This window comes from Streptomyces sp. NBC_01716, from assembly GCF_036248275.1.
Taxonomy (GTDB): Bacteria; Actinomycetota; Actinomycetes; order Streptomycetales; family Streptomycetaceae; genus Streptomyces.
In genome coordinates, this window is record NZ_CP109181.1 from 2479184 (window position 1) to 2502268 (window position 23085).

Sequence of the window (23085 nt, forward strand, 5' to 3'; positions counted from 1 at the left end):
GAGGCAGGCGAGGGGAGCGCGTCGGTGCGGTTCGCAGGGCCGGTGATGGGCACTGCTTCAGCCGACGCGCTGTCCAAGTACGAGAATTCGGGTGCGCATGGCATTGACCCTCCCTCCGACGCGCTATCACTGTCAAGTGGGTGGGACCGGCGTCTCAACATTTGAGCGCATGGACGGTCGGGTGATCGGCCTGGGGATCATGTCGGGGGTCGCCGCGCGCGTACGGCGCACGGGCAGTGCGCCCCCGGAGAGCACCGGGAGCGGGGCGGCGCCGGGGAGCGGGTATTCGCCGCGGACCAGCGCGCGGCGCAGCCGGTACTCGTCCAGGGGGCCGGAGAAGGCCATGCCCTGGCCGTGGGTACAGCCCATGGCACGCAGAGCGAGCACCTGTTCCGGTACGTCGACGCCCTCGGCCACCGAGACCATGCCCAGGTCACAGGCGATACGGAGCAGCCCGGCCGTGATCTTGTGCAGCCTGGCGGACTCGACGACACCCTCGACCAGCCCCCGGTCCAGTTTCAGTACGTCGACGGGGAGGCGGCGCAGTGCGTTGATCGCCGCGTAACCACTGCCGAAGCCGTCCAGCGCGATCCGTACGCCCAGCCGGCGCAGCGCGAGCAGCCGGTGCTCCAGCTCGTCCACGGACGTACGGGGGTCGCTGTCGGCCAGCTCGATCAGCAGGGCGCCCGATGGCAGCCCGTGGCGGGTCAGGAGGGTCTCGATGGAGCCGAGCGGCATGGACCGGTCGAGCAGCCAGCGGGCGGAGAGGCGGACGGTGACCGGGACCAGGTGGCCCGCCCGGCCGCGCTCGGCGGCCTGCTCGACGGCTTCTTCGAACAGCCAGCGGCCTAATTCGGCGGTGCGGTCGCTGTCGTCGGCGACGCGTAAGAACTCGGCGGGGGTGAAGAGGATGCCCTGGGCGGAGCGCCAGCGGGCCTGCGCGGCGACGGCGGAGATCTGCCCGGTGGCCAGGTCGACCACGGGCTGGTGCAGGAGCGCGAACTCACGGTCGCGCAGGGCGGCGCGGAGCCTGACAGCCAGCTCGGTCCTGCGGACCACGTCGGCCTGCATCTGGGGCGCGTACAGCTCGACCCGGTCCTTACCGCCGGCCTTCGCGCGGTACATCGCGAGGTCGGCGTTGCGCATCAGGTCGGTGGGGGTGATGCCGGGCTCGGCGAAGGCGACTCCGATGGAGGCGGCGACACGGACATCGTTGCCTTCGATGCGGTACGGCTGCGAGAGCCTGAGGCGCAGCCGGTCGGCGATCTCGTGGACCTGGTACTCCCGGGCGCTCTGGTCGTCGGTGCCGTCGCCGAGGATGAGCGCGGCGAACTCGTCCCCGCCGAGGCGGGCGGCGGTGTCCCCGGCCCGTACCGAGTCGTGGAGGCGGCGGGCCGCGTGGATCAGCAGTTCGTCGCCGACCTGATGGCCGAGGCGGTCGTTGACGCCCTTGAAACCGTCGAGGTCGATGAAGAGCACCGCCGTACCGGGGTCGCCCGCGCGGCGTCCGGAGAGGGACTGGCGGACCCTCTCGGTGAACAGCGCGCGGTTGGGGAGGTCGGTGAGCGGGTCGTGCTCGGCGTTGTGCTGCAACTGGGCCTGGAGTCTTACGCGTTCGGTGACGTCGCGGCTGTTGAGGATCAGGCCGCCCTGATGCCGGTTGACGGTCGATTCCACGTTCAGCCAGTCGCCCGAGCCCGATTTGAAGCGGCATTCGATGCGGGTGGTGGGCTCTTCCGTGGGAGGGGCGGCGAGGAAGCGGCGTACTTCGCGTTTGACCCGGCCCCGGTCGTCCGGGTGGATGATCGATTCCAGTTCGGCGCCGACGAGGCCGTCCGCCTCGCGTCCGTAGACACCGGCCGCCGCCGGGCTGACGTAGTCGAGGGTGCCCTCGGGTCCGGCGATCATGATGACGTCGCTCGACCCCTGGACCAGGGAGCGGAAGTGGTTCTCCTTCTGGGCCAGTTCATGGGCGAGCGCGATGTTGTCGACGAGCATGATCCCCTGCCGTACGACCAGGGCGAGGACGACCGTACAGCCGGTGAGGACCACCACGCGGTCGACCCGGCGGCCCTCGATGACGTTGTAGAGGATCCCCAGGGTGCATACCGCAGCGGCGAGATAGGGCGTGAGAGCGGCCAGGGAGCCCGCGATCGGCCTGCTGGAAAGTCTGGCCGGGCGAGGGGGCCGCACCTGCGCGGGCGCTGTCTCGGCGGCGGCACCGCGGACCCCCCAGGGCGCGTAGGCGAGCAGCAGGGAGCCGGCGAACCAGCCCGCGTCGAGCAGCTGGCCCGAGCGGTAGGTCTCCCGGAGCAGCGGGGAGGTGAACAGGGCGTCGCACAGGACCGTGAGGGCGAGGGCGGCGATGGCCGAGTTGATGGCCGTACGGCTGCCCGCCGAGCGCCGGAAGTGCAGCGCGAGCACCATGCTGACGAGCACGATGTCCAGCAGTGGATAGGCGAGGGAGAGCGCGGCGTGGGCGACCGTCTCGCCGTCGAAGTGCGTGGTGTGCGCGAGGGCCAGGCTCCAGGAGAGCGTGAGGAGCGAGCCGCCGATCAGCCAGGCGTCGAGGCCGAGACAGACCCAACCGGCCTTGCTGACCGGGCGTTTGGCCAGGACGAGCAGGCCGACGATGGCGGGCGGCGCGAAGCAGAGGAAGAACAGGTCGGCGAGGGAAGGGCTCGGCACGGGCTGGTCGAGCACGACCTCGTACCAGCCCCAGACCGCGTTCCCGCCGGCGGCCATGGCTGAGGAGAGCGAGAAGAGCAGCCAGGCGGGGCGGAAGTGGCTGTCGTTGCCGCGCGCGTAGAGGAAGCAGGAGACCGAGGCGATGAGGGCGGCGATGCTGAGGCCGAAGTCGCCCATGAACAGGGCCACTTCACGGGAGCCCCAGCCGAGGGCCGCGCCGGTGGCGTAACCGCCGCAGATCAGGGCGAGGAGGAGCTGCGCGAGGAAGCCCGTGCCTCCGCCGCCTCCACCTCCTCCGCCGCCGCTGGCTTCGTTGCCGCCGCCGTTGACGCTTTCGTCTGCGCTGCCGGTGCCGCTGTCGGCGTCGCCGCCCGGGGCGGTACGGCGGCCGAGGAGCGCCCCGGGGGCGCTCACGGGGTCACCTCCAGGGGTGTCGCCGCCGACGGGCTCGGTGCGAGTGCGGGTGAGGCGTGCGCCGGTGGAACAGGCGTCGGCGGTACGCGTGTTGGTGAGGTGCGCGTCGCCGGGGCAGGGGTCGTCGCCCGGCCACGCGCCACCGGGCCGCGCCTCGGCAGGTCCGAAGCCCGTCGTAGGCGGCCCTTCCGCGTCGGATCGCTCGTCCATCGGCAGTACATCGCCCGTCGCCCCCCTCGGATTCTGTTCGCTCCGCCACGCCGCCCGCACGACGCGGCCCCCAGATCGGGACGATACACCAGACTCGTCACTCAGGGACATAGTTCTTCTACTCTCCGTGACGAGCAGGGGAGTTGTCGATCCCGAGTGCGGATCGCCGCCGGCTCAGCCGGTGGTGAGCACCACGTTGCGCAGAGCGTCTCCCGCTGCGTGGCGGGAGAGTTGGCCGGCGAGCAGACGCTTGGCGCGCGGCATGAAGGCCGAGGTGGATCCGCCCACGTGAGGACTGATGACGACACCCGGAGCATGCCAGAGAGGGTGGCCCGCCGGGAGCGGTTCCGGATCAGTGACATCCAAAGCGGCTTTTATCCTTCCGCTTTCGAGTTCGGCGAGGAGCGCCTTGGTGTCGGCGACCTGTCCGCGCGCGACGTTCACGAACAGCGCGCCGTCTTTCATGCGGGCGAGGAACTCGGCGCCCGCGAGGCCCTTCGTCTCCTCGGTGAGCGGCGTGGACACGATCACGATGTCGGCCCCGGGAAGCAGGTCCGGCAGATCGGCGAGTGCGTGCACCGGGCCGCGCGCGGTGGCGCGGGCGGAGCGCGCCACGCGCGCCACCCGCGCGCACTCGAAGGGCGCGAGCCGGTCCTCGATGGCGGAGCCGATCGAGCCGTAGCCGACGATCAGCACGGACTTGTCGGCCAGCGCCGGGTAGAAGCCCGCTCGCCACTCCTCCGCGTCCTGGCCCCGGACGAAGCCGGGGATGCCGCGCAGGGACGCGAGGACGAGCCCGACGGTCAGTTCGGCGGTGCTGGCCTCGTGGACGCCCTTGGCGTTGCAGAGGCGTACGCCGGCGGGCAGCGAGCCGAGACCGGGCGCCACGTCGTCGATACCGGCGGAGAGGGTCTGTACGACGCGTACGGAGGTCATCGCGGCGAGCGGCCGTCGCGCGACCTCCGCGCCCTTCATGTACGGGACCACGTAGAAGGCGCAGTCGGCCGGGTCGGCGGGGTAGTCGTCCGCCCCGTCCCAGAGGCGGTAGTCCAGGTTATCGGGGAGTCCTTCGATCTCGTCGGCCTGGATCGGCAGCCATACGTCTGAAGTCATGGTCGGGAGGCTATTCGACGCCCGGGGGGAGGTTGAAGAGCGGGCCTGGGCCCGGGATCGCCGCGCCGCCGGGGGCGTGGGACTCGTGGGCACCGATCCCGGGTCGATGGGAACCTGGACACGGACCGCGGTGTATGAAACGTGGAGACGCAGCCGTCGAAGGGATCAAGACCGTGCAACGTGCTCCAGTGACGGCCATGTTGGCCGCAGCGGCGCTATTCGTGGTGACCGCGTGCTCGTCCTCCGGCGGCGGGGCGGAGCCCGGGGGCCCGGCGGGTTCCCCGTCCGCCTCGGTGTCCGAAGGGGCGACGCCGCCGGACGGCGGGGCGCAGCCGTCGGCGCCGCCCGCGAAGGGCTCGGCGAAGGTGGTGTCCACGCTGACCGAGGACCTCAAGTCCCCGTGGGGAATGGCGGCGCTGCCCGAGGGCGATCTGCTGGTCTCCTCGCGTGACGAGGGGACGATCACACGCGTCGATTCCGAGAACGGCGAGAAGACCGAGGTCGGTGAGGTGCCCGGGGTCTCCCCCGGCGGTGAGGGCGGTCTGCTGGGCCTCGCGATCTCCCCGTCGTTCGCCTCGGACACCTATGTGTACGCGTACTTCACGACGGACTCGGACAATCGCATCGCCCGGATGCTGTACGACCCGAAGCGGCCGGTGGGCCGGCAGCTGGGGGCGCCGGACACGATCCTGCGGGGCATCCCGAAGGGCAACATCCACAACGGCGGCCGGATCGCCTTCGGTCCGGACAAGATGCTGTACGCGGGCACGGGCGAGTCGGGCGAGACGGGGCTGTCGCAGGACAAGGAGTCCCTGGGCGGGAAGATTCTGCGGATGACCCCGGAGGGCGAGCCGGCGCACGGCAATCCGGAGGCGGATTCGGTCGTGTACACGTACGGGCACCGCAATGTGCAGGGTCTCGCGTGGGACTCGGAGAAGCGGCTCTGGGCGTCGGAGTTCGGCCAGAACACCTGGGACGAGCTCAATCTGATCGAGCCGGGGAAGAACTACGGCTGGCCGGAGGCGGAGGGCAAGGCCGGGAAGCCGGGCTTCGTCGATCCGGTGGAGGAGTGGCGGACGAGCGAGGCGTCGCCGAGCGGTATCGCCTTCGCCAAGGGGTCCATCTGGATGGCGGCCCTGCGCGGCGAACGGCTCTGGCGGATCCCCCTGGCCGGTGTGAAGCCGTCGGCCGACCCCCAGGCCTTCCTGGAGGGCGAGCACGGGCGGCTTCGTACGGTGGTGGCGACCGGGGACGGGGCGCTCTGGCTGCTGACGAGCAACACGGACGGACGGGGCACCCCGGAGTCGGGTGACGACAAGATCCTTCGGGTGGACGTCACGTAGCGGAGGCGGCCGGCCACGGGCGGTGCGGGGGGCCGCGCCTTCCTGGTGGTGACAGGGACAGGACGCGCTTCTCGTACGCGCCTACCGTTGGAGGTATGGGATCGGGAAGCCTCCTGGGCGACTATCTGCGCACCCGGCGCGAACGGGTCCGGCCCGAGGACGCCAGGCTGCCGCCCGGTGAGCGCCGGCGCGTGCCGGGGCTGCGCCGTGAGGAGGTGGCGCTCCTCGCGGGTGTCAGCACGGAGTACTACCTCCGCCTGGAGCAGGGGCGGGACCGGCACCCCTCCGATCAGGTGCTGGAAAGCCTGGCCCGCGCGCTCCGGCTGGACGACACGGAGGCGAGGTATCTGACTCAGCTCGCCCGGCCCGCCACCCCGGCCCGGCGCCGGGCACCGCGGGCGGAGAAGGCGGGCGCCGGGGTGTCCGCCCTGATCGACCAGTGGAGCACGCCCGCGCAGGTGCAGGGCCTCTGCCTGGGCACGCTCGCGGCCAACCCGATGGCCGTGGCGCTGAGCCCGTACTTCGCGCCGGGTGCGAATACGCTGAGCGCGCTGTTCCTGGAACCGGAGATGCGCGAGTTCTACCGCGACTGGCACGCCACCACCGCCAAGGCCGTCGCCTATCTGCGCTCGCTCATCGCGGACGCCGGGCGGAACGACGATCCCCGGCTGATCGAGCTGGTCGGCGAGCTGAGCCTGCGCAGCGAGCGGTTCCGGGGCCTGTGGGCGCGGCAGGATGTCCGCCACTCGACGAGCGGTGTCACGCTCATCAGGCATCCGCTGGTCGGCGACCTCGATCTGCACTACGAGAAGTTCGCCCTGGCGAGCGCGCCCGGCCAGATGCTGGTGACCTACCACGCCGAGCCGGGCTCCGACTCGTACGAGCGGCTTCAGCTCCTGGGCCACCTCGCCGCCCGGGGCGACGCCCGGCGGCCCCGGCCGGGCGGCCCGCCGACGGCCCCCGGCACCGCTGACGCCCGCGCTACGGGTGGGTCGGTTCCAGGTCGCTGAAGAGCTGGAGACGGTGCGCCATCGCCGCCGCTTCCGTACGGCCCGAGACACCGAGCTTGGCCAGGATGTTGGAGACGTGCACGCTCGCCGTCTTGGGCGAGATGTAGAGCTCCTCGGCTATCTGGCGGTTGCTGCGGCCCTCCGCGACCCGGCGCAGGACGTCCTGTTCGCGCGGGGTCAGGCCCAGTGAGCTGACGGCGTCGGCCTGCGGGTCGGGCGCCGGGGCGAGCCGCGGGGTGGTGGCGAGGCTGATCCGGGCCCGCCCGGCGAGGAGTTCGGTCTGCTCCACGAGGAACGCCGCGCCGAGCCGCTTCGCCGTGGTGTGGGCCCGCACCAGGAGGGTGGTGGCCTCCTCACGGCCGGCGGACGCGGCGAGAAGGTCCGCGGCCCAGCGGTACCGGGCGTTGGCCAGTTCGTACGGCCGGGCCGGCGCCTCGAAGGCGGCAGCCGCGCGGGCCCACAGCTTCGGGGCCACGATGCCGTCCGCGCGGGCGAGTTCGGCTTCGAGCAGCAGGTCGTACGCCCGCCAGACCGGGACGAGGGCGGGCAGCCGCTTCGCCTGCTCGCGGACGCTCGCGAGGACGGCCGCACGTCCCGCGTCGGCCTCCGGCAGTCCGCGCGCGTCCGCCTCCATGCCGGCGACCGAGCAGAGCAGCGGCAGCGCGTACCGCTGCATGCCCGGCGGGAAGCCGTGCGCGGCGACCTGTTCGAACTCGGCGCGGGCCTCGGCGAGGCGCCCCTGCCGCGCGGCGCTGACCAGCGCCAGCCTCGTCGGGCCGATGACGTGCTGCGGCTGCGGGTCGTGCGGCCCGAAGACCGCTCGGGCCAGGGCGACTTGGCTCTCCGCCTCGGCGAAGTCGCCGCGCCCGAGGGCGAGCATCGCGCGCCGTACGGCCACCAGGGCGCGTGCCTTGGGGGCGTGCGCTATCCGGGCCGCTTCCTCGATGGCGGCCTGGACCTCGGTCCAGCGGCCGAGCGAGAACAGGGATTCGCTCAGGTTGGCCCTGACCCAGGCTTCCTTGTCGGTCAGACCCCGCTGATGGCACAGGGTGATGCCCAGTTCGGCGGCGGCGACCGCCTCCTCGGAGCGGCCCACGCTCTCCAGTGTGGACGGCAGGTTGATGGTGACGCGGCCCAGGAGCGGGAGCGCGGCGGCATTGCCCAGGGCGACGACGCGGTCCCGTACCGCGTACATCTCGGCCAGGCCCTCCTCGATGGAGCCCGCCTCGGTGGTGAGCCAGCCGCGCGTGATCCTGGCGTTCAGTTCGATGTTCTCCGCGCCGACCAGACGTGCGTACTCGACCGCTCGGTCGGCGGCGGCCAGGCTGTTGGCACCTGGCCGGTGCAGGGCGCCCCAGCTCGCGACGTCGGAGAGGACCGAGGCGTGCACGGCGGACGGCGGGAGGCCGAGCACCAGGTCCTGGGCGGTGGCCAGTTCGGCCCAGCCGTCGCCGCGTGAGAGGTCCTGGACCAGCAGCGAGCGCTGGGTCCAGAACCACGCGGCGCGCAGCGGGTCGGCTTCGGTCTCCAGCACGCGCAGGGCCTTCTTCGACAGCGCCAGGGCCCGCTCGCGGTCGCCGCCCGAGCGTGCCGCGACGGTCGCCTCGGACAGCAGGTCGAGGTAGCGCAGCGGGGCGCTCGCGCCGTCGTCGGTGCGCGGGTGGACGTCGGTGTCGTCCGGGGGCCTGAGGCAGGCCCTTACGGACTCGGGCGCGGCGTCCCAGAGCTCCATGGCGCGCTCCAGCAGCCGCAGTTGCTCCGCGTGGGCGTAGCGCCGGCGGGCCTCGACGGAGGCGAGGAGAACGACGGGCAGGGCCTTCGCCGCGTCGTGCGCGTAGTACCAGTAGCCGGCGAGGCGGGTGGTGCGTTCGTCGTCCCGTACGAGGGAGGGGTCGGCCTCCAGGGCTTCGGCGAGGCGGCGGTTGAGCCGGGAGCGTTCGCCGGGGAGGAGGTCGTCGCTGATGGCCTCGCGGACGAGTGAGTGCCGGAAGCGGTACCCGTCGCCGTCCGCCGTGATGAGGAGGATGTTCGCGCCGACAGCCGCGCGCAGCGCCTCGATGAGGTCGTCCTCGGAGAGCTGTGCGACGGCGAGCAGCAGGGGGAACTCCACGCTGGCGCCGCCCTCGGCGACGATCCGGGCGACCCGCTGGGCGTTCTCCGGCAGCGTCTCGACGCGGACGAGCAGCAGGTCGCGCAGGGAGTCGGTGAGTCCGGAACGGCAGCCGGACTCGATGGCGACGGCCAGTTCCTCCACGAAGAACGCGTTGCCGTCGGAGCGGCCGAAGATCTCGTCGACCAGGTGGGGGGCCGGCTCGTCCCCGAAGATGCCGCGCAGCTGCCCCCTGACCTCGGGGTGGCTGAAGCGGGAGAGCTCGATCCGGCTGACCGTGCGCAGCCGGTCAAGCTCCGCGAGGAGCGGGCGCAGCGGGTGACGGCGGTGGATGTCGTCCGCGCGGTAGGTGGCGATGACGAGGAGCCGGCCGCGCCGCAGCGTACGGAAGAGATAGGCGAGCAGATGGCGGGTGGAGGCGTCCGCCCAGTGCAGGTCCTCCAGGACGAGGACGACCGTGCGGTCGGCGGCGACGCGCTCCAGCAGCCGGACGGTGAGTTCGAAGAGGCTGGCCCTGCCGTGCTCGCCGAGGGCGCCGCCCTCGGCGGGGCCCAGCTCTGGCAGAATCCTGGCCAGTTCGCCTTCCTGGCCCTCGGCCGCCGCGGCGATCTCCTCGGGCAGGCGCCGCCGCAGGCCGCGCAGGGCCGCGGAGAAGGGCGCGAAGGGCAGCCCGTCGCCACCGATCTCCACACAGCCGCCGATCGCGACGACGGCGCCGTCGCCGCAGGCCACCGAGGTCAGCTCCTCGATGAGCCTCGTCTTGCCGACGCCCGCCTCACCGCCCACGAGCATGGCCTGCGGCTCGCCGGCGGCGGCGCGGGCGAGCGCGTCGGTGAGCGCGGCCAGCTCGCTGTCGCGACCGACGAACACGGGGCTGACGGACTTGGTCTCCACGATGCCGAGCATCGCACAGGGGTCTGACAGCGCGGCACTCGTTATCGCGGCGGTGGCACGTGCCGGTGGCACGTGCGGCGACCGCCGGTCCGACTTCTTCAGGAGGCCGGGGCGGGCGCCCATCTCCCCGCGCCCGTCACGCCGCGCGCTCGAAGCGGCCGCGGAGCGAGTCCACCCGCCCCTCGCCCTTGTGGCGGGCGTTTCGCGCCGCCTCCTTGCGGGCCTTGCGGACCTGGCGGATCAGCCGCTGGTTGTCGGCCTCACTGATCAGCTCGGCCGCGCGCATCCGGTGCATCTCGTACTCGAACATCTCGACTCCCCTGTCACGAAGTGCTTGGCGTCCTGCGATGCCTCAACATTCGTCTCCCAGGGGGTGCGCCCGCATCGGGCGAGTGCCGCATCTTCCGGCCGCAGGGGGACTTAGGCGGACCGGCCGGGGTGCCGGGCGGGGTCTAAGGCCCCGCCCGGCACCGGCTCAGTGTCGCCTCAGCCGACGGCCGGCGGAGCGGCCGGGGGCGGCTCGGGCAGGGACACGAAGACGTCGAAGTACATGCCGATGGCGATCAGCAGGCCGAGGGCGGCGAGCGAGATACCGGCCACGGCGAACGGACGCACCCAGCTCTTGCGCTGCGGCAGGCCGAGCGCCACCAGGCCGACGATGAGCGCCAGCAGCGCGAAGATGCCGTTGGTCAGCGCGATGGCGTGCCAGGCGTCGCCGTAGATCTCGGAGATCTGCTGTTCCGCCGTGCCGGTCTGGCCGAGGTCGATCTGGCCGACGAGCGTCTCGCGCTCGGAGATGACCTTGCCGGACCAGCTGCCGATGAGGCCGACGAGGGACAGCAGTACGGAGATGAGCGCCGCCGACGCCGCGGCGAGCCCGCCCGCGGGCGGCGGCGGGGTGTACTCGCCGTCCAGCTCGTCGTCCGGCAGGTCCTCGTCGTCCCCGTCGTCCGTGTCGTCTACGCCGTCCGTGGCGCCGCCCCCGGCGGCGTCCCCGGCGGCGTCCCCCTCAGGGCTCTCACCGTGCTCTTTGGCCAGGTTCGGGCCCGGCGCGTCGTTCTTCCCGGCAGCGTCGGCAGCAGCCGGAACGGCGCGCTCCGCCTCGATGTCGCCGCTGTCCTCAGCGGGCTGTTCTGGCTTGGTCGTGGGGTTCATGCGCCGCACGGTAGGCGGCCCGTATGAGAGATCCATGAGAGTTTTCTCAAAGGGCGTTCCGCTGCTGCCCGGACCACTCAGGAGCGAGTAGGGACCAGATCTCGTTGTCCTGTCGAACCCCGTGGTGGAGGCTGCTCTCCCGCAGCACACCCTCGCGCCGCATGCCGAGCCGTTCGGCGGTCCTGATGCTCGCCACGTTGGCCGACGAGGCCACCCACTCCACGCGGTGGATGCCACGCTGTTCCACCGCCCAGCCGATGAGCTTCCGCACCGCACGGGTCACCAGTCCGCGCCCCGTCGCGCCCGGTTCGAGCCAGCAGCCGACCTCGCAGGTGCCCTCAGCCGCGTCGAAGAGCCGGAACATCACGCCGCCGACGAGGGTGTCGTGGAGCCAGATTCCGTAGATGCGTCCGCCGTCGGCGGCCTGGCTCTGGGCGTATCTGACGAGCATGGCCCGCGCCGATTCGAGGTCGAACACGACCTGGCCGAGCCGGACGTGCTGGTCCACGAACTCCCTGGCGCGGTCCATGTGTGCGAGGAACTCATCGGCCTGCCACGGCTCCAGCGGTCTCAGTTCAGCCCCGTCGTCACCCAGTGATGTCGCGAACATCGCACTCCTTGCTCCGGTCTGCCCAGCTCACCGCGCGGCCGGCTCACCGCGGCACGTGCTCTGCGGGCTCTTCGCGCCGTGCGGGGATCTTCCCAGACGTACGGCGGCCGGCGGCGGGCACCTCGATGCTGATCCGCGGCAGCCAGCGGTCCAGCCGTCGCGGCAGCCACCAGTTGGCGCCGCCCAGGAGATGCATCAGGGCGGGCACAAGGAGCGTACGGAGGACGAAGGCGTCCAGGGCGACGGCGGCGGCCAGTCCGACGCCGAACATCGCGATGACGCGGTCTCCACTGAGGACGAAGGCGAGGAAGACCGAAATCATGATCACGGCGGCCGAGTTGATCACCCGGCCGGTCTCGGCGAGGCCGACCCGTACGGCCCGTCTGTTGTCGCCGGTCTCCAGCCATTCCTCGTACATCCGGCTCACCAGGAAGACCTGGTAGTCCATGGAGAGACCGAAGAGTACCGAGACCATGATCACGGGCAGGAACGGCTCGATCGGGCCCGAACTGCCCAGGCCGAGGAGTTCGCTCCCCCACCCCCACTGGAAGATCGCGACGACGATCCCGAAGGAGGAGGCGACGGCGGCGACGTTCATCACCGCCGCCTTCAGTGGGATGCCGACGGAGCGGAAGGCGAGCAGCAGGAGCAGAGAGCCGAGGGAGACGACGACTCCGACGAACAGGGGCAGTTTGCCGACGACGACCGCGGCGAAGTCGTCGTAGGCGGCCGTGACGCCGCCGACCGACACATCCAGGGAGGTGCCCTCCTCCGCGCGGGGCAGCACATCGTCACGGAGGTGGTGGACGAGGTCGCTGGTCTCCTTCGACTGGGGCGACGACTTGGGCACCACCGTGAGCAGGGCCCTGTCGCCGCTGCCGCTGAAGACGATCGGCCCGACGGAGGCGACGTCCGCCGACTCGCGCAACGTGTCCGGCAGTTGGTCCATGGCGAGACGGTCGTCGGCGCCGTCGAGTTCGGCGACGAGGGTCAGCGGGCCGTTGACGCCGGGGCCGAAGCCGTCGGCGATCCGGTCGTACGCCTGCCGGGTGGTGCTGGTCACCGGATCGTTGCCCTGGTCGGAGGTGCCCAGATGGAGCGAGAACGTGGGCAGCGCGAGCACCAGCATCACGACCACGGCCGCGCCGCCCAGCAGCCGGGGGTGGCGTTCGACGAAGGCGGACCAGCGGGCGGCGAAGCCGGCAGGCGGGTCGGGCACGGGACCGTGCTCGGCGAGCCTGGCGCGCTCGCGGCGGCTCAGCGCGCGTCCGCCGGTGTACGAGAGCAGGGCGGGCAGCAGCGTCACGGACGCGGCGACGGTCAGCGCGACGGTGAGCGAGGCGGCGATCGCGACGCCGTTGAGGAAGCTCAGGCGCAGCACCAGCATGCCGAGCAGCGCGATACAGACGGTGGCCCCGGCGAAGACAACGGCGCGCCCCGTCGTGGCGACGGCCTCGGTCGCGGCCTCGCCGACCGGCAGGCCCCGTTTGAGGCCCTTGCGGTGTCTGGTCACGATGAAGAGCGCGTAGTCGATGCCGACGCCGAGCCCGACGAGCATGCCGAGCATGGGCGCGAAGTCGGCCACGGTCATGACGTGGCCGAGGAGTGCGATGCCCGCGTACGCCGTCCCGACGGACACCAGGGCGGTGGCGATGGGCAGCAGGCTGGCCGCGAGCGACCCGAAGGCGAGGAAGAGGACCACGGCGGCGATGGCGACGCCCACGATCTCCGCCGTGTGCGCCGTGGTGCCTTCGGTGAGGGCGACTCCGCCGCCGCCGAGATCCACCTGGAGATCGTCGGTGGCCGCCTTCTTCGCCGTGTCGACGACGGCCTGGGCCTGGGCGGCGGGCATCTCGTCGACCTGCCGCTCGTAGGTCACGACGGCGAACGCGGTGCGGCCGTCCTCGCTGATCCGGCCGGCGCTCTCGCCGTCCTCCGGGCCGGTCGCCCGCGCGGACGCCCCGTCGCCGCCGGTGGCGTCGTAGGGGCTCGTCACGGAGGCCACTCCGGGCAGCTTGGCGATGTCACCGAGCGTGACGTCCATGCGTCGTTCGACCTCGCCCGCGCGGACGGAGCCCCGTTCGGTGTGCCAGACCACGGTGTCGCTGTCGCCGCCGCGTCCGGGGAAGCCGCTCTCCAGGAGGTCGACGGCGCGGCTGGCCTCGGTGCCGGGAGCGTTGTATTCGTTGGAATACGACGTCCCGGCCACGACGGCGCCGGTGGCGGTGGAACCCAGGGCCAGTAGCCACAGGAGTACGACCAGGAGCCGGTGCCCGACGCACCACCGCGCGACTGCTGCCAACGGTCTGCTCCCCTGCGGTGGTCCGGAGAGCCAACTCTGACACCAAATCGTGATCGTTTGTCCGTTTGGTGGGGTTACTCACACGGCGGTGACCTGAGCGTTCGATCAATGGGAGGGGGAAATTCCGGTTCAGCCGGAGACGCTCGGCTTCCCGTTCTCTATGTGACCCATCAACCGCCGCCGGAAGCCCCGGCCCGCCGTCACCTCGATGTCGTACCACCCGTGCGCGTCGGCGGCCGAGTGCACGACATGGCGGCTGCGGCCCGGCTTGACCGTGAACTCGCGCTTCCAGTCACGGAGGTCGGCCTCGTCGGCGTACCCGAGCGAACGCACCGTGAAGGTGACCGGCAGATCGCCCTCATTACGGAGGGTGAGGTGCAGATCGCGGTCGTGGTGGTCGAGGGTCGAGGAGAGCTCGGCGCCGCGGCCCGAGACGGGGCCGGCGAACTCGCGGCGGAATCCGTTGGGGCCGGTGATCGTGAACCGGTAGTCGTCGCCGGTAAGGGGCACCGTCCACTGTGCCGTGCCCCTTACGTCCCGGTGCTGCGGGACGTCGAACTCACCCGCGTACGGATAGAGCGCGAAGTGGGCGCTCGCCCGCCCCGTGTTGCGCAGTTCGAGCTGGAGGACCCGTGCCCCGGCGCGGCCGGCCAGGTGGCCGTAGGCGTCCGGCTGGTACGGCAGCGGGCGGGCGGGGCGCGTACCGGGCTCCTGCACCGGCATCCGCTGCACCGCCGGCGGCACCGGCCGCCAGCGCCCGGTGAACGGCGGGACGGACCCGGGCTGCTCGACGTCCGGCTGCGGCCGGCCACGGCCGAAGTCGAAGGCGGAGGTCAGATCGCCGGTGACGGCGCGCCGCCAGGGCGTGATGTTGGGCTCCCGCACGCCCGTCCACTTCTCCAGGAAACGGACGACCGAGGTGTGGTCGAAGACCTGCGAGCAGACGTAGCCGCCGACGGTCCAGGGCGAGACGACGAGCAGCGGCACGCGGATACCGAGCCCCGTGGGGAGCCCCTGCCAGCGCTCGTCCGCGTCGTCCACGGGCGGCACCGGCGGCGGGACGTGGTCGAAGAAGCCGTCGTTCTCGTCATAGTTGATCAGTACGACGGTGTGCCGCCAGACGTCCGGATGCGCGCCGAGGGCATCGAGTACCTGGTAGACGAGTCCGGCGCTGGCGACCGGCGACGAGGCGCCGGGGTGCTCGGAGTCGACCGCGGAGGGCACCAGGTACGACACCTCGGGCAGCTTCCCCGCGGCCACGTCGGCGCGGAACGCGGCGGCGAGGGTGCCCGACTCGACGCGCCGCAGGCCGCGTTCGAAGAGGGACCGCTCATGGGCGGTGAGCGTCTCCACACCCTCTTCGAGGGCGTCGAGGAGCCGGGCCCGCACGGCGTCGTCGTCGCTGTCGCGCACGGCGGCGTAGAAGGCCTCCATGTACGTGAAGCCGGCGCCGCCCTCAAGCTCGCGCGCCCTGGCGAGCGCCGTGCGCGCGATCTTCTTGAAGGAGGTGAAGAACTCGATGTTGTTGTCGGTGAAGTTCTCCCACTCGGTGTACGTCTTCCAGCTCCGCCCGGCCTTCTCCAGCCGCTCGGCGTACGTCGGCCACGCGTAGCCGGGGTGCGTGCCCTCGTCGTACGCGTCGTTGCCGACGGCCCGGCGCCCGTCCGCCTCGAAGCCGGTCCAGCCGCTCCAGAGGTGGTTGCGGTTGGGGCTGGTCGAGGTGTGGACCGACGAGTGGTAGGCGTCGCAGACCGTGAAGGTGTCGGCCAGCTCGTAGTGCAGCGGGATGTCGGCGCGGTCGTAGTACGCCATCGTGGCCGCGGTCTTGGCGGAGATCCAGCGGTCCATCCAGCCGTTGTTCCACGCCTTGGCGCCGCCGCTCCAGGAGTGGTCGAGGTCGCCTATGTACTGAAGGTCCTTCTTCTGCGTCTCCGCGGCGTCGCGGACGGGGAAGGGCAGCACGGTGCCGGTGCCTGACGCGGCCGGCTGCTCGAACACGGGGCGGCCGGTGGGCAGTTCCACCGCGTTGCGGTCCCCGAAGCCCCGTACGCCGCGCAGCGTGCCGAAGTAGTGGTCGAACGACCGGTTCTCCTGCATGAGCACCACGACATGCCGGACGGCGTCCAGTCCCCCGGCCGGCGCCTCGGCGGCCATGGCGGCGCGCAGGGACGGCGGCAGTACGGAGCCCGCCGCGGCGGCGCCGACGGCGCCACCTCCGAGCGCGAAGAGCCGTCGCCGTGAAATGTCCGTGGCCAAGAGATCCTCCCGAGTCAGGTGCTACGGCCCGGAAGCTAGCCACCGCAGGTGGCGACGGGAAGACCCCGGGACGGCACGGCGATGAACGTCCGAGAGTCGCCCTGTCCGGGCGGCGCCCGCGCACCGGGGAAGGACCGACGGGTCTGGCCGGATCCGTGGCGGTCGGACGCGGCGTGGCGCAAGCTGAACGGGTTCGGCGACCGCCCCTCCCGTTCAGCTCCCCGGGAGGCTCCGGACACGTGCTGCCCACGATTCACGAACCCATGAAAACGACAGGGACAACCCGCCCATGAACGTCTCCGTGTTCGGCGCCACCGGGCGTACCGGACAAGCCTTCCTCACCTCCGCCGCACGCGCCGGACACCGCATCACCGCGCAGGTGCGCGAGCCGGCGCGGCTCGGCTCCGCCCCGGTCGACCGGGTGGTGACCGGCAGCCCCTTCGACGAGAGCGCGGTGACCGACGCCCTCACCGGCGCCGACGCCGCGGTGATCGCCTTCGGTCTCAAGGGCAACCGGACGACGCCGCTGTACTCGCGCGGCACCGAACTGATCGTGGAGGCGATGCGGAAGCTGGGCGTACGGCGGCTGATCGTCGTCTCCGAGGCCGGATACGGGCCCCATGTACGCGGCATCGCGGGCCGTACCGTCGCCGCCCTCTACCGCGCGACGGCGCGGCCCCTCCTGCGGGAGCGGGAGGCCCAGGACGCGGTGATCCTCACGAGCGGCCTGGACTGGACCGTCGTACGGTCCGGGGTGCTGCACCACGGGCCGGCGCGAGGCAACCGTCCGCGCTCCTTCACGCCGTACCGGGGTCTCGCGCCCCGTACGACCTACGCGGACCTCGCCGACCTCGTGCTGGACGCGCTGGACGATCCCGCGACGTACGGCCGGGACGTCTACCCGTAACCGCGGCGGGCGGTCAGTCCTGCCGCGCCACGGTCTCGCGCAGGTCCTTGGCGTAGTGGCCGATCGCCCTCCGGTACGTCCGCACCTGGGGGTCCTCGCTGGTCGTGGCCAGCAACTCCAGCAGGATCCGCATCGCTTCGTCGTGCTGTCCGGTGTTGAACAGGGCCATCGCGAGGAAGGTCCGCAGGGCGCCGTCGTCGGGGAACTCCGCGAGTCCGCCCCGCAGCGTGCGGACGGCCTCCTCGTAGCGGCCGAGGATCCGGAACGTGCTGCCGAGACCCACCAGCGCGCCGAGGCGGTCCTCGCCCGAGAGGCCGGTTCCGGCCAACGCGCTTTCGTAGTAGGCGACGGCCTCCGCCTCCAGGCCGAGGACGTCGTGTGTCCAGGCGGTCTGGTAGGCGACCTCGGCGTCGTCCGGGTGCCGGTCGGCGAGAGCCACAAGCCGCTCCCTGGCCCGCTCCGCCTCCCCCCGTGTGCGCAGGCCGACGGCTTCCGCCAGAAGTTCGTCCCTGCTGTCAGTCGTCATGCGGGGATTGTGGCACCGGTCTTCAGCCCCGGTACGGCCACACCAGCAGGACGGGGCACGGCGCGTGGTCGACCACGAACCGGGACTCCGGGCCGAGGCTGTGCGGGCCCGGCCGGTCGGGGTCGCCGTCGCGCGCGCAGATCAGCAGATCCACGTCCGCCGCCGCGCGGACGACCTCTTCTTGAGGGCGGCCGTGCCGGTCGAGCAGTTCACAGGGCCGGCCGAGCCGGTGCGCCGCCTTCTCAAGGAGGTCGGCGCCCGCCACGCCGGCCATCGCCTCAAGCCGGGCCCCGGGATCGCGCTCGGGCCCGTGGCCACGGCCCAGCAGCCCCGCGTACGCACGGTGCGCCTCCTCGACGATCCGGTCGTCGCCCACATGCAGCAGGACGACATGGTCGTCGGGGGCGCGGTCACGGGCCGCGTCGACGCAGGCGGGCCAGGTCGACGGACTGATCCAGACAAGTGCGGTTGTCTTCACGTCGGTCACAACTGGAGGGTGCCCCACAGGGCGACGGTCGAAGCGATCAGCGTCGCGGGCACGGTGAGCAGACCGAGCCGGGTGAACTGCCCGAGCGAGGGCGCCGAGTCGTGTTCGTGCAGGACACGGCGCCAGAGAAGGGTGGCGAGTGAGCCGACGTACGTGAGGTTGGGCCCCAGATTCACCCCGATGAGCGCGGCGAGTACGGGGCCGGGGCCGGCGGGCGCGACAAGGGGCAGAAGGGCGAGGATCGCGGGCAGGTTGTTGATCAGATTGGCCAGGAGGGCGGCGACGCCGGCGATGGCGAGGAGGGTGGTGAGGGATTCGCCGCCCGGGAGAACGCGGCTGATGCCGCTGTCGAGCCCGTTGTCGACGACCGCCTCGACGACGATGCCGAGCGCGAGCACGAAGAGGCAGAAGAGCGGCGACGCGGCGCGGAGGAGCGCGAGCGGGGTGGTGCGCCGGCGGCGCAGCGCGCGGGCGGCGAGCACCGCCGTACCGGCGAAGGCCGCCCAGAGCGGTTCGACGCCGACGAGTGAGGTGACGGCGAACGCGACGAGGGTCAGGCCGAGGACGGCGAGCGTGAAGGCCGGTACGGTCCGCGACTCGGCCTCCTTGGGAGGGTGCGCCCCGGCGGCCAGGTCGGTCGCGAAGAAACGGCGCAGGACGACGTACTCGACGGCGATCGCGGCCAGCCACGGGAGCGCCATGAGCACGGCGAACCGGGTGAAGGAGAGGCCGCTGGCGGTGAACGCGAGGAGGTTGGTGAGGTTGGAGACGGGGAGGAGGAGCGACGCGGAGTTCGCGAGGTGGGTGCAGGCGTAGACGTGCGGGCGGGGGTGGGCTCCGACGCGGCTCGCTGTCACGAAGATGACGGGCGTGAGGAGGACGACCGTGGCGTCGAGGCTGAGCACGGCGGTGGTGACGGCGGCGACGCCGAACACGCCGCCGAGCAGCCGGCGCGGGTGCCCGCCGCAGAGACGGGCGACGAGATCGCCGGCCGCCCGGAACAGGCCGTCGTCGTCGCAGAGTTGGGCCAGTACGAGAATGGCGGCGAGGAACCCGACGACGGGCAGCAAGCTGTGCGTCTGGTCCCACGCGTCGGCGGGCGACACGGCGCCGAGCCCGACGACGAGCGCGGCGGCCGGGATGGCCACGATGGCTTCGGGCAGCCCTCTCGGCCGTACGACGGCGAAAGCGAGCACACCGAGAAGCAACCCCCCGGACACGATCTCGGCGACGAGGCTGTTCACGGGGCGGCGCCTGGGTACTGGTGGGCGGACGGATTCACACGACGGCGCCGCACGACACGCGACGCGGCCCCAACTTACGACCCCATGCGGTCCCACCCCGGAAGGCCCCCGGGCCCGCGAGCCGCACCCCGCCAGTCCTGAGCCGGACAGCAAGGCAGCCCAGCCGGCCGCAAGCCCACACCGGTACGGGGCCGAGCCCTTCCAGGCACGGCCCCGTCGGTTCAGGACTGTGTGGCCAGGCGTTCCAGGATCAGTTCGCGGACCCGGGCCGCGTCCGCCTGGCCGCGGGTGGCCTTCATGACCGCCCCCACCAGTGCGCCCGCAGCCGCGATCTTGCCCGCGCGGATCTTGTCCGCGACAGCCGGGTTCGCCGCGATCGCCTCGTCCACCGCCGTACCCAGCGCGCCCTCGTCGGAGACGACCTTCAGGCCGCGCTTCTCGACGACGGTGTCCGGGTCGCCCTCGCCCGCGAGGACGCCCTCCAGGACCTGCCTGGCGAGCTTGTCGTTCAGATCGCCCGCGGCCACCAGTTCCGCCACCCTGGCGACCTGCGCCGGGGTGATCGGGAGCGCCGCGAGGTCCGTGGACGTCTCGTTCGCGCTGCGCGCCAGCTCGCCCATCCACCACTTGCGTGCCTGGTCGGCCGGGGCGCCCGCCTCGACCGTCGCGGAGATCAGATCGACCGCGCCCGCGTTGAGCATCGACTGCATGTCGTGCTCCGAGACGCCCCACTCCTCACGCAGCCGGTTACGGCGCAGCCGCGGCAGCTCCGGCAGTCCGCCCCGCAGCTCCTCCACCCAGTCGCGCGCGGGCGCGATCGGGACAAGGTCCGGCTCGGGGAAGTACCGGTAGTCCTCGGCCTCCTCCTTCACACGGCCGGACGTCGTGGAACCGTCCTCCTCGTGGAAGTGGCGCGTCTCCTGGATGATCGTGCCGCCGCCGTCGAGAACCGCGGCGTGCCGCTGGATCTCGTAGCGCGCCGCCCGCTCCACGCTGCGCAGCGAGTTGACGTTCTTCGTCTCCGAGCGCGTGCCGAACTTCTCCCGGCCGTGCGGGCGCAGCGACAGGTTGACGTCACAGCGCATCTGGCCCTGCTCCATGCGGGCCTCGGAGACGTCCAGCGCCTTGATCAGCTCGCGCAGCTCCGCGACGTACGCCTTCGCGACCTCCGGCGCACGCGCCCCGGCGCCCTCGATCGGCTTGGTGACGATCTCGATGAGCGGGATGCCCGCGCGGTTGTAGTCGAGCAGGGAGTGCGACGCGCCCTGGATACGGCCGGTGGCGCCGCCGACGTGCAGCGACTTGCCGGTGTCCTCCTCCATGTGGGCGCGCTCGATCTCCACCCGGAAGATCTCGCCGTCGTCCAGCTGGACGTCCAGATAGCCGTTGTAGGCGATCGGCTCGTCGTACTGCGAGGTCTGGAAGTTCTTCGGCATGTCCGGGTAGAAGTAGTTCTTCCGGGCGAACCTGCACCACTCCGCGATCTCGCAGTTCAGCGCGAGACCGATCTTGACGGCGGACTCGACGCCGATCGCGTTGACGACCGGAAGCGCCCCCGGCATGCCGAGACAGGTGGGACAGGTCTGCGAGTTGGGGGCGGCGCCCAGTTCGGTGGAGCAGCCGCAGAACATCTTCGTACGGGTGCCGAGCTCGACATGGACCTCCAGGCCCATGACGGGGTCGTACGTCGCGAGAGCGTCCTCGTACGGAACGAGCGACACGTGTTCAGTGACGGTCACGGTGAAACTTTCCCTCTCTGCGGGCTCAGCCCAGCAGGACGTCGTCGTCGCCCAGCCGCTTCAGCTCGCGGTAGAGCAGAGCGATGCCGGTGACGATGGCGGCGGCGGAGACGGCGGCGTCGATCAGCCGCAGCGTGTCGTTGTCCTGACGGGCCATCCTGGCCTGCTTGGCGACGCTGATCGCGCCGAAGGCGGTCGTGCCGATCGACAGGTACACGCCGGACTTGGACTTCTTGAAGTTCTTGGCCTTCTTGGTCATTGCGCTCATAGCGACGGTGCCTCCTCCAACAGCGGATGTCCCCAGCGTTCCACGAACGCCGCCTCGACCGCCGCGCCTACCCGGTAGAGACGGTCGTCCTTCATCGCGGGGGCGATGATCTGCAGTCCGACCGGCAGACCGTCCTCCGGCGCCAGTCCGCAGGGGAGCGACATGGCGGCGTTTCCGGCCAGGTTGGTCGGGATGGTGCACAGATCGGAAAGGTACATCGCCATGGGGTCGTCGGCGCGTTCACCGATGGGGAAGGCGGTGGTGGGCGTGGTGGGTGAAACGATCACGTCCACCTGCTCGAAGGCCTTCTCGAAGTCCCGCACGATCAGCGTGCGGACCTTCTGGGCCGAGCCGTAGTACGCGTCGTAGTAGCCGGAGCTGAGCGCGTACGTACCGAGCATGATGCGCCGCTTGACCTCGTCGCCGAAGCCCGCCGCGCGCGTGAGGGCGGTGACGTCCTCGGCCGAACGGGTGCCGTCGTCGCCGGCCCGCAGCCCGTAGCGCATGGCGTCGAAGCGCGCGAGGTTGGAGGAGCACTCGGAGGGCGCGATCAGGTAGTACGCCGAGAGGCCGAGGTCGAAGGACGGGCAGTCCAGCTCGACCACTTCCGCGCCGAGCTCCTTGAGGAGGTCGACGGACTCGGCGAACCGCTGCATGACGCCGGCCTGGTAGTGCTCACCGGAGAACTGCCGGACGACGCCGACGCGCATCCCGGCGACGCTGCCGTTGCGGGCGGCCTCGACCACCGGCGGGACGGGGGCGTCGATGGAGGTCGAGTCGAGCGGGTCGTGTCCGGCGATGACCTCGTGGAGGAGGGCCGCGTCCAGGACCGTACGGGCGCACGGGCCGCCCTGGTCGAGCGAGGACGAGAAGGCGACCATGCCGTAGCGGGAGACGCCGCCGTAGGTGGGCTTGACTCCGACCGTGCCGGTGACGGACGCGGGCTGGCGGATCGAGCCGCCGGTGTCCGTGCCGATGGCGAGCGGTGCCTCGTACGCGGCCAGGGAGGCCGACGAGCCGCCGCCGGAGCCGCCGGGGATACGGGTGAGGTCCCAGGGGTTGCCCGTGGTGCCGTACGCGCTGTTCTCCGTCGACGACCCCATGGCGAACTCGTCCATGTTGGTCTTGCCGAGGATGACGACACCGGCCTCCTTGAGGCGCCGGGTGACGGTCGCGTCGTACGGCGGGATCCAGCCTTCGAGGATCTTGGAGCCGACGGTGGTGGGGATGCCCTCGGTGGTGAAGATGTCCTTCAGCGCGAGGGGGACACCGGCGAGCGGGCCGAGCTTCTCGCCCCTGGCCTTCCGCTCGTCCACGGCGCGGGCCTGCGCGAGGGCGCCCTCACGGTCGACGTGCAGGAAGGCGTGGACCTTCTCGTCGACGGCCTCGATACGGGCGAGGTGGGCCTCGGTGACCTCGACGGCCGTCAGCTCGCCGAAGGCGATCTTCTCGGCGATCTCGGCGGCGGTGAGCCTGATGATGTCGGTCTTGATGTCCGTCATGACTGTTAGTCCTCCCCCAGGATCTGCGGCACCTTGAAACGCTGCTGCTCCTGGGCCGGGGCGCCGGAGAGCGCCTGCTCGGGGGTGAGCGAGGGGCGTACCTCGTCCGCGCGCATGACGTTGGTCAGCGGCAGCGGGTGGGAGGTCGGCGGAACGTCTTGGTCGGCGACCTCGGATACGCGGGCGACCGCGCCGATGATGTCGTCGAGCTGACCGGCGAAGTGATCGAGCTCTTCGTCCTTCAGCTCCAGACGCGCCAGCCGTGCGAGGTGGGCGACCTCCTCGCGCGTGATGCCAGGCATTCAGC

The 23085-nt window shown here is 71.7% G+C and carries 18 protein-coding genes; 3 read left to right on the plus strand and 15 right to left on the minus strand.

All coding sequences use genetic code 11. From position 1 onward, the window contains the following. Positions 1-132 precede the first annotated feature (132 nt). Both OIE74_RS10565 and OIE74_RS10570 read right to left on the minus strand, forming a co-directional pair. The gene (locus OIE74_RS10565) at positions 133-3312 is read right to left on the minus strand and encodes a putative bifunctional diguanylate cyclase/phosphodiesterase (protein ID WP_329381124.1); all 3180 of its coding nucleotides are present in this window, start codon (positions 3310-3312) and stop codon (positions 133-135) included. 174 nt (positions 3313-3486) lie between these two features. Next, on the minus strand, positions 3487-4425 hold the full coding sequence (locus OIE74_RS10570) for a 2-hydroxyacid dehydrogenase (RefSeq protein WP_329381126.1): 939 nt from the start codon (positions 4423-4425) through the stop codon (positions 3487-3489). Between the two features lie 197 nt (positions 4426-4622). Between OIE74_RS10570 and OIE74_RS10575 the strand changes: the two genes are divergently transcribed. Together OIE74_RS10575 and OIE74_RS10580 are read left to right on the plus strand one after the other, a co-directional pair. Further along, positions 4623-5768, plus strand: coding sequence for a PQQ-dependent sugar dehydrogenase (locus OIE74_RS10575; protein WP_329381128.1), 1146 nt, complete (start codon positions 4623-4625; stop codon positions 5766-5768). 95 nt (positions 5769-5863) lie between these two features. Beyond that, entirely contained in the window at positions 5864-6778 is a 915-nt protein-coding gene (locus OIE74_RS10580) for a helix-turn-helix transcriptional regulator (RefSeq protein ID WP_329381130.1), read from the plus strand. Here the strand turns inward: OIE74_RS10580 and OIE74_RS10585 are convergent. The 6 genes from OIE74_RS10585 to OIE74_RS10610 form a co-directional block, all read right to left on the minus strand. After that, positions 6750-9794, minus strand: a complete 3045-nt coding sequence (locus OIE74_RS10585; protein ID WP_329381132.1) for a helix-turn-helix transcriptional regulator — start codon at positions 9792-9794, stop codon at positions 6750-6752. The genes OIE74_RS10580 and OIE74_RS10585 overlap by 29 nt on opposite strands. A 124-nt stretch (positions 9795-9918) precedes the next feature. Continuing rightward, positions 9919-10092: a hypothetical protein gene (locus OIE74_RS10590; protein WP_329381135.1), complete on the minus strand. Its 174-nt coding sequence runs from the start codon at positions 10090-10092 to the stop codon at positions 9919-9921. A gap of 176 nt (positions 10093-10268) precedes the next feature. Next, positions 10269-10937 carry a hypothetical protein gene (locus OIE74_RS10595; RefSeq protein ID WP_329381137.1) on the minus strand — a complete coding sequence of 223 codons (669 nt, stop codon included), beginning with the start codon at positions 10935-10937 and terminating at the stop codon, positions 10269-10271. A gap of 46 nt (positions 10938-10983) precedes the next feature. Beyond that, positions 10984-11547 carry a GNAT family N-acetyltransferase gene (locus OIE74_RS10600; RefSeq protein WP_329381138.1) on the minus strand — a complete coding sequence of 188 codons (564 nt, stop codon included), beginning with the start codon at positions 11545-11547 and terminating at the stop codon, positions 10984-10986. 43 nt (positions 11548-11590) lie between these two features. Continuing rightward, the gene (locus OIE74_RS10605) at positions 11591-13849 is read right to left on the minus strand and encodes an MMPL family transporter (RefSeq protein WP_329381140.1); all 2259 of its coding nucleotides are present in this window, start codon (positions 13847-13849) and stop codon (positions 11591-11593) included. A 129-nt stretch (positions 13850-13978) separates the two neighbouring features. After that, the gene (locus OIE74_RS10610; RefSeq protein ID WP_329381142.1) at positions 13979-16105 is read right to left on the minus strand and encodes a phosphocholine-specific phospholipase C; all 2127 of its coding nucleotides are present in this window, start codon (positions 16103-16105) and stop codon (positions 13979-13981) included. Between the two features lie 289 nt (positions 16106-16394). On the opposite strand from OIE74_RS10610, the gene OIE74_RS10615 reads away from it, so the two are divergent. Next, entirely contained in the window at positions 16395-17012 is a 618-nt protein-coding gene (locus OIE74_RS10615) for an NAD(P)-dependent oxidoreductase (RefSeq protein WP_329381144.1), read from the plus strand. Positions 17013-17025: 13 nt separating this feature from the next. Here OIE74_RS10615 and OIE74_RS10620 read toward each other — a convergent pair whose 3' ends face one another. The 7 genes from OIE74_RS10620 to gatC all read right to left on the minus strand — a co-directional run bounded on the left by OIE74_RS10620 (position 17026) and on the right by gatC (position 23080). Beyond that, complete coding sequence (locus OIE74_RS10620; RefSeq protein ID WP_329381146.1) at positions 17026-17538, minus strand: tetratricopeptide repeat protein; 513 nt, start codon at positions 17536-17538, stop codon at positions 17026-17028. A gap of 22 nt (positions 17539-17560) precedes the next feature. Further along, on the minus strand, positions 17561-18025 hold the full coding sequence (locus tag OIE74_RS10625) for a universal stress protein (RefSeq protein WP_329381148.1): 465 nt from the start codon (positions 18023-18025) through the stop codon (positions 17561-17563). Next, positions 18022-19269, minus strand: a complete 1248-nt coding sequence (locus OIE74_RS10630) for an arsenic transporter (protein WP_329381150.1) — start codon at positions 19267-19269, stop codon at positions 18022-18024. Before OIE74_RS10630 ends, OIE74_RS10625 begins: the two co-directional genes overlap by 4 nt. A gap of 221 nt (positions 19270-19490) precedes the next feature. Beyond that, positions 19491-21008, minus strand: a complete 1518-nt coding sequence (gatB, locus tag OIE74_RS10635) for an Asp-tRNA(Asn)/Glu-tRNA(Gln) amidotransferase subunit GatB (protein WP_329381152.1) — start codon at positions 21006-21008, stop codon at positions 19491-19493. Between the two features lie 25 nt (positions 21009-21033). After that, positions 21034-21276: a hypothetical protein gene (locus OIE74_RS10640; protein ID WP_329381154.1), complete on the minus strand. Its 243-nt coding sequence runs from the start codon at positions 21274-21276 to the stop codon at positions 21034-21036. Continuing rightward, positions 21273-22778 carry an Asp-tRNA(Asn)/Glu-tRNA(Gln) amidotransferase subunit GatA gene (gene gatA, locus OIE74_RS10645; RefSeq protein WP_329381156.1) on the minus strand — a complete coding sequence of 502 codons (1506 nt, stop codon included), beginning with the start codon at positions 22776-22778 and terminating at the stop codon, positions 21273-21275. The genes OIE74_RS10640 and gatA overlap by 4 nt, the downstream gene beginning before the upstream one ends. Positions 22779-22783: 5 nt before the next feature. Then, a complete protein-coding gene (gatC, locus tag OIE74_RS10650; protein ID WP_016642027.1) occupies positions 22784-23080 on the minus strand; it encodes an Asp-tRNA(Asn)/Glu-tRNA(Gln) amidotransferase subunit GatC in 297 nt (98 codons plus the stop codon). Positions 23081-23085: the final 5 nt, after the last annotated feature.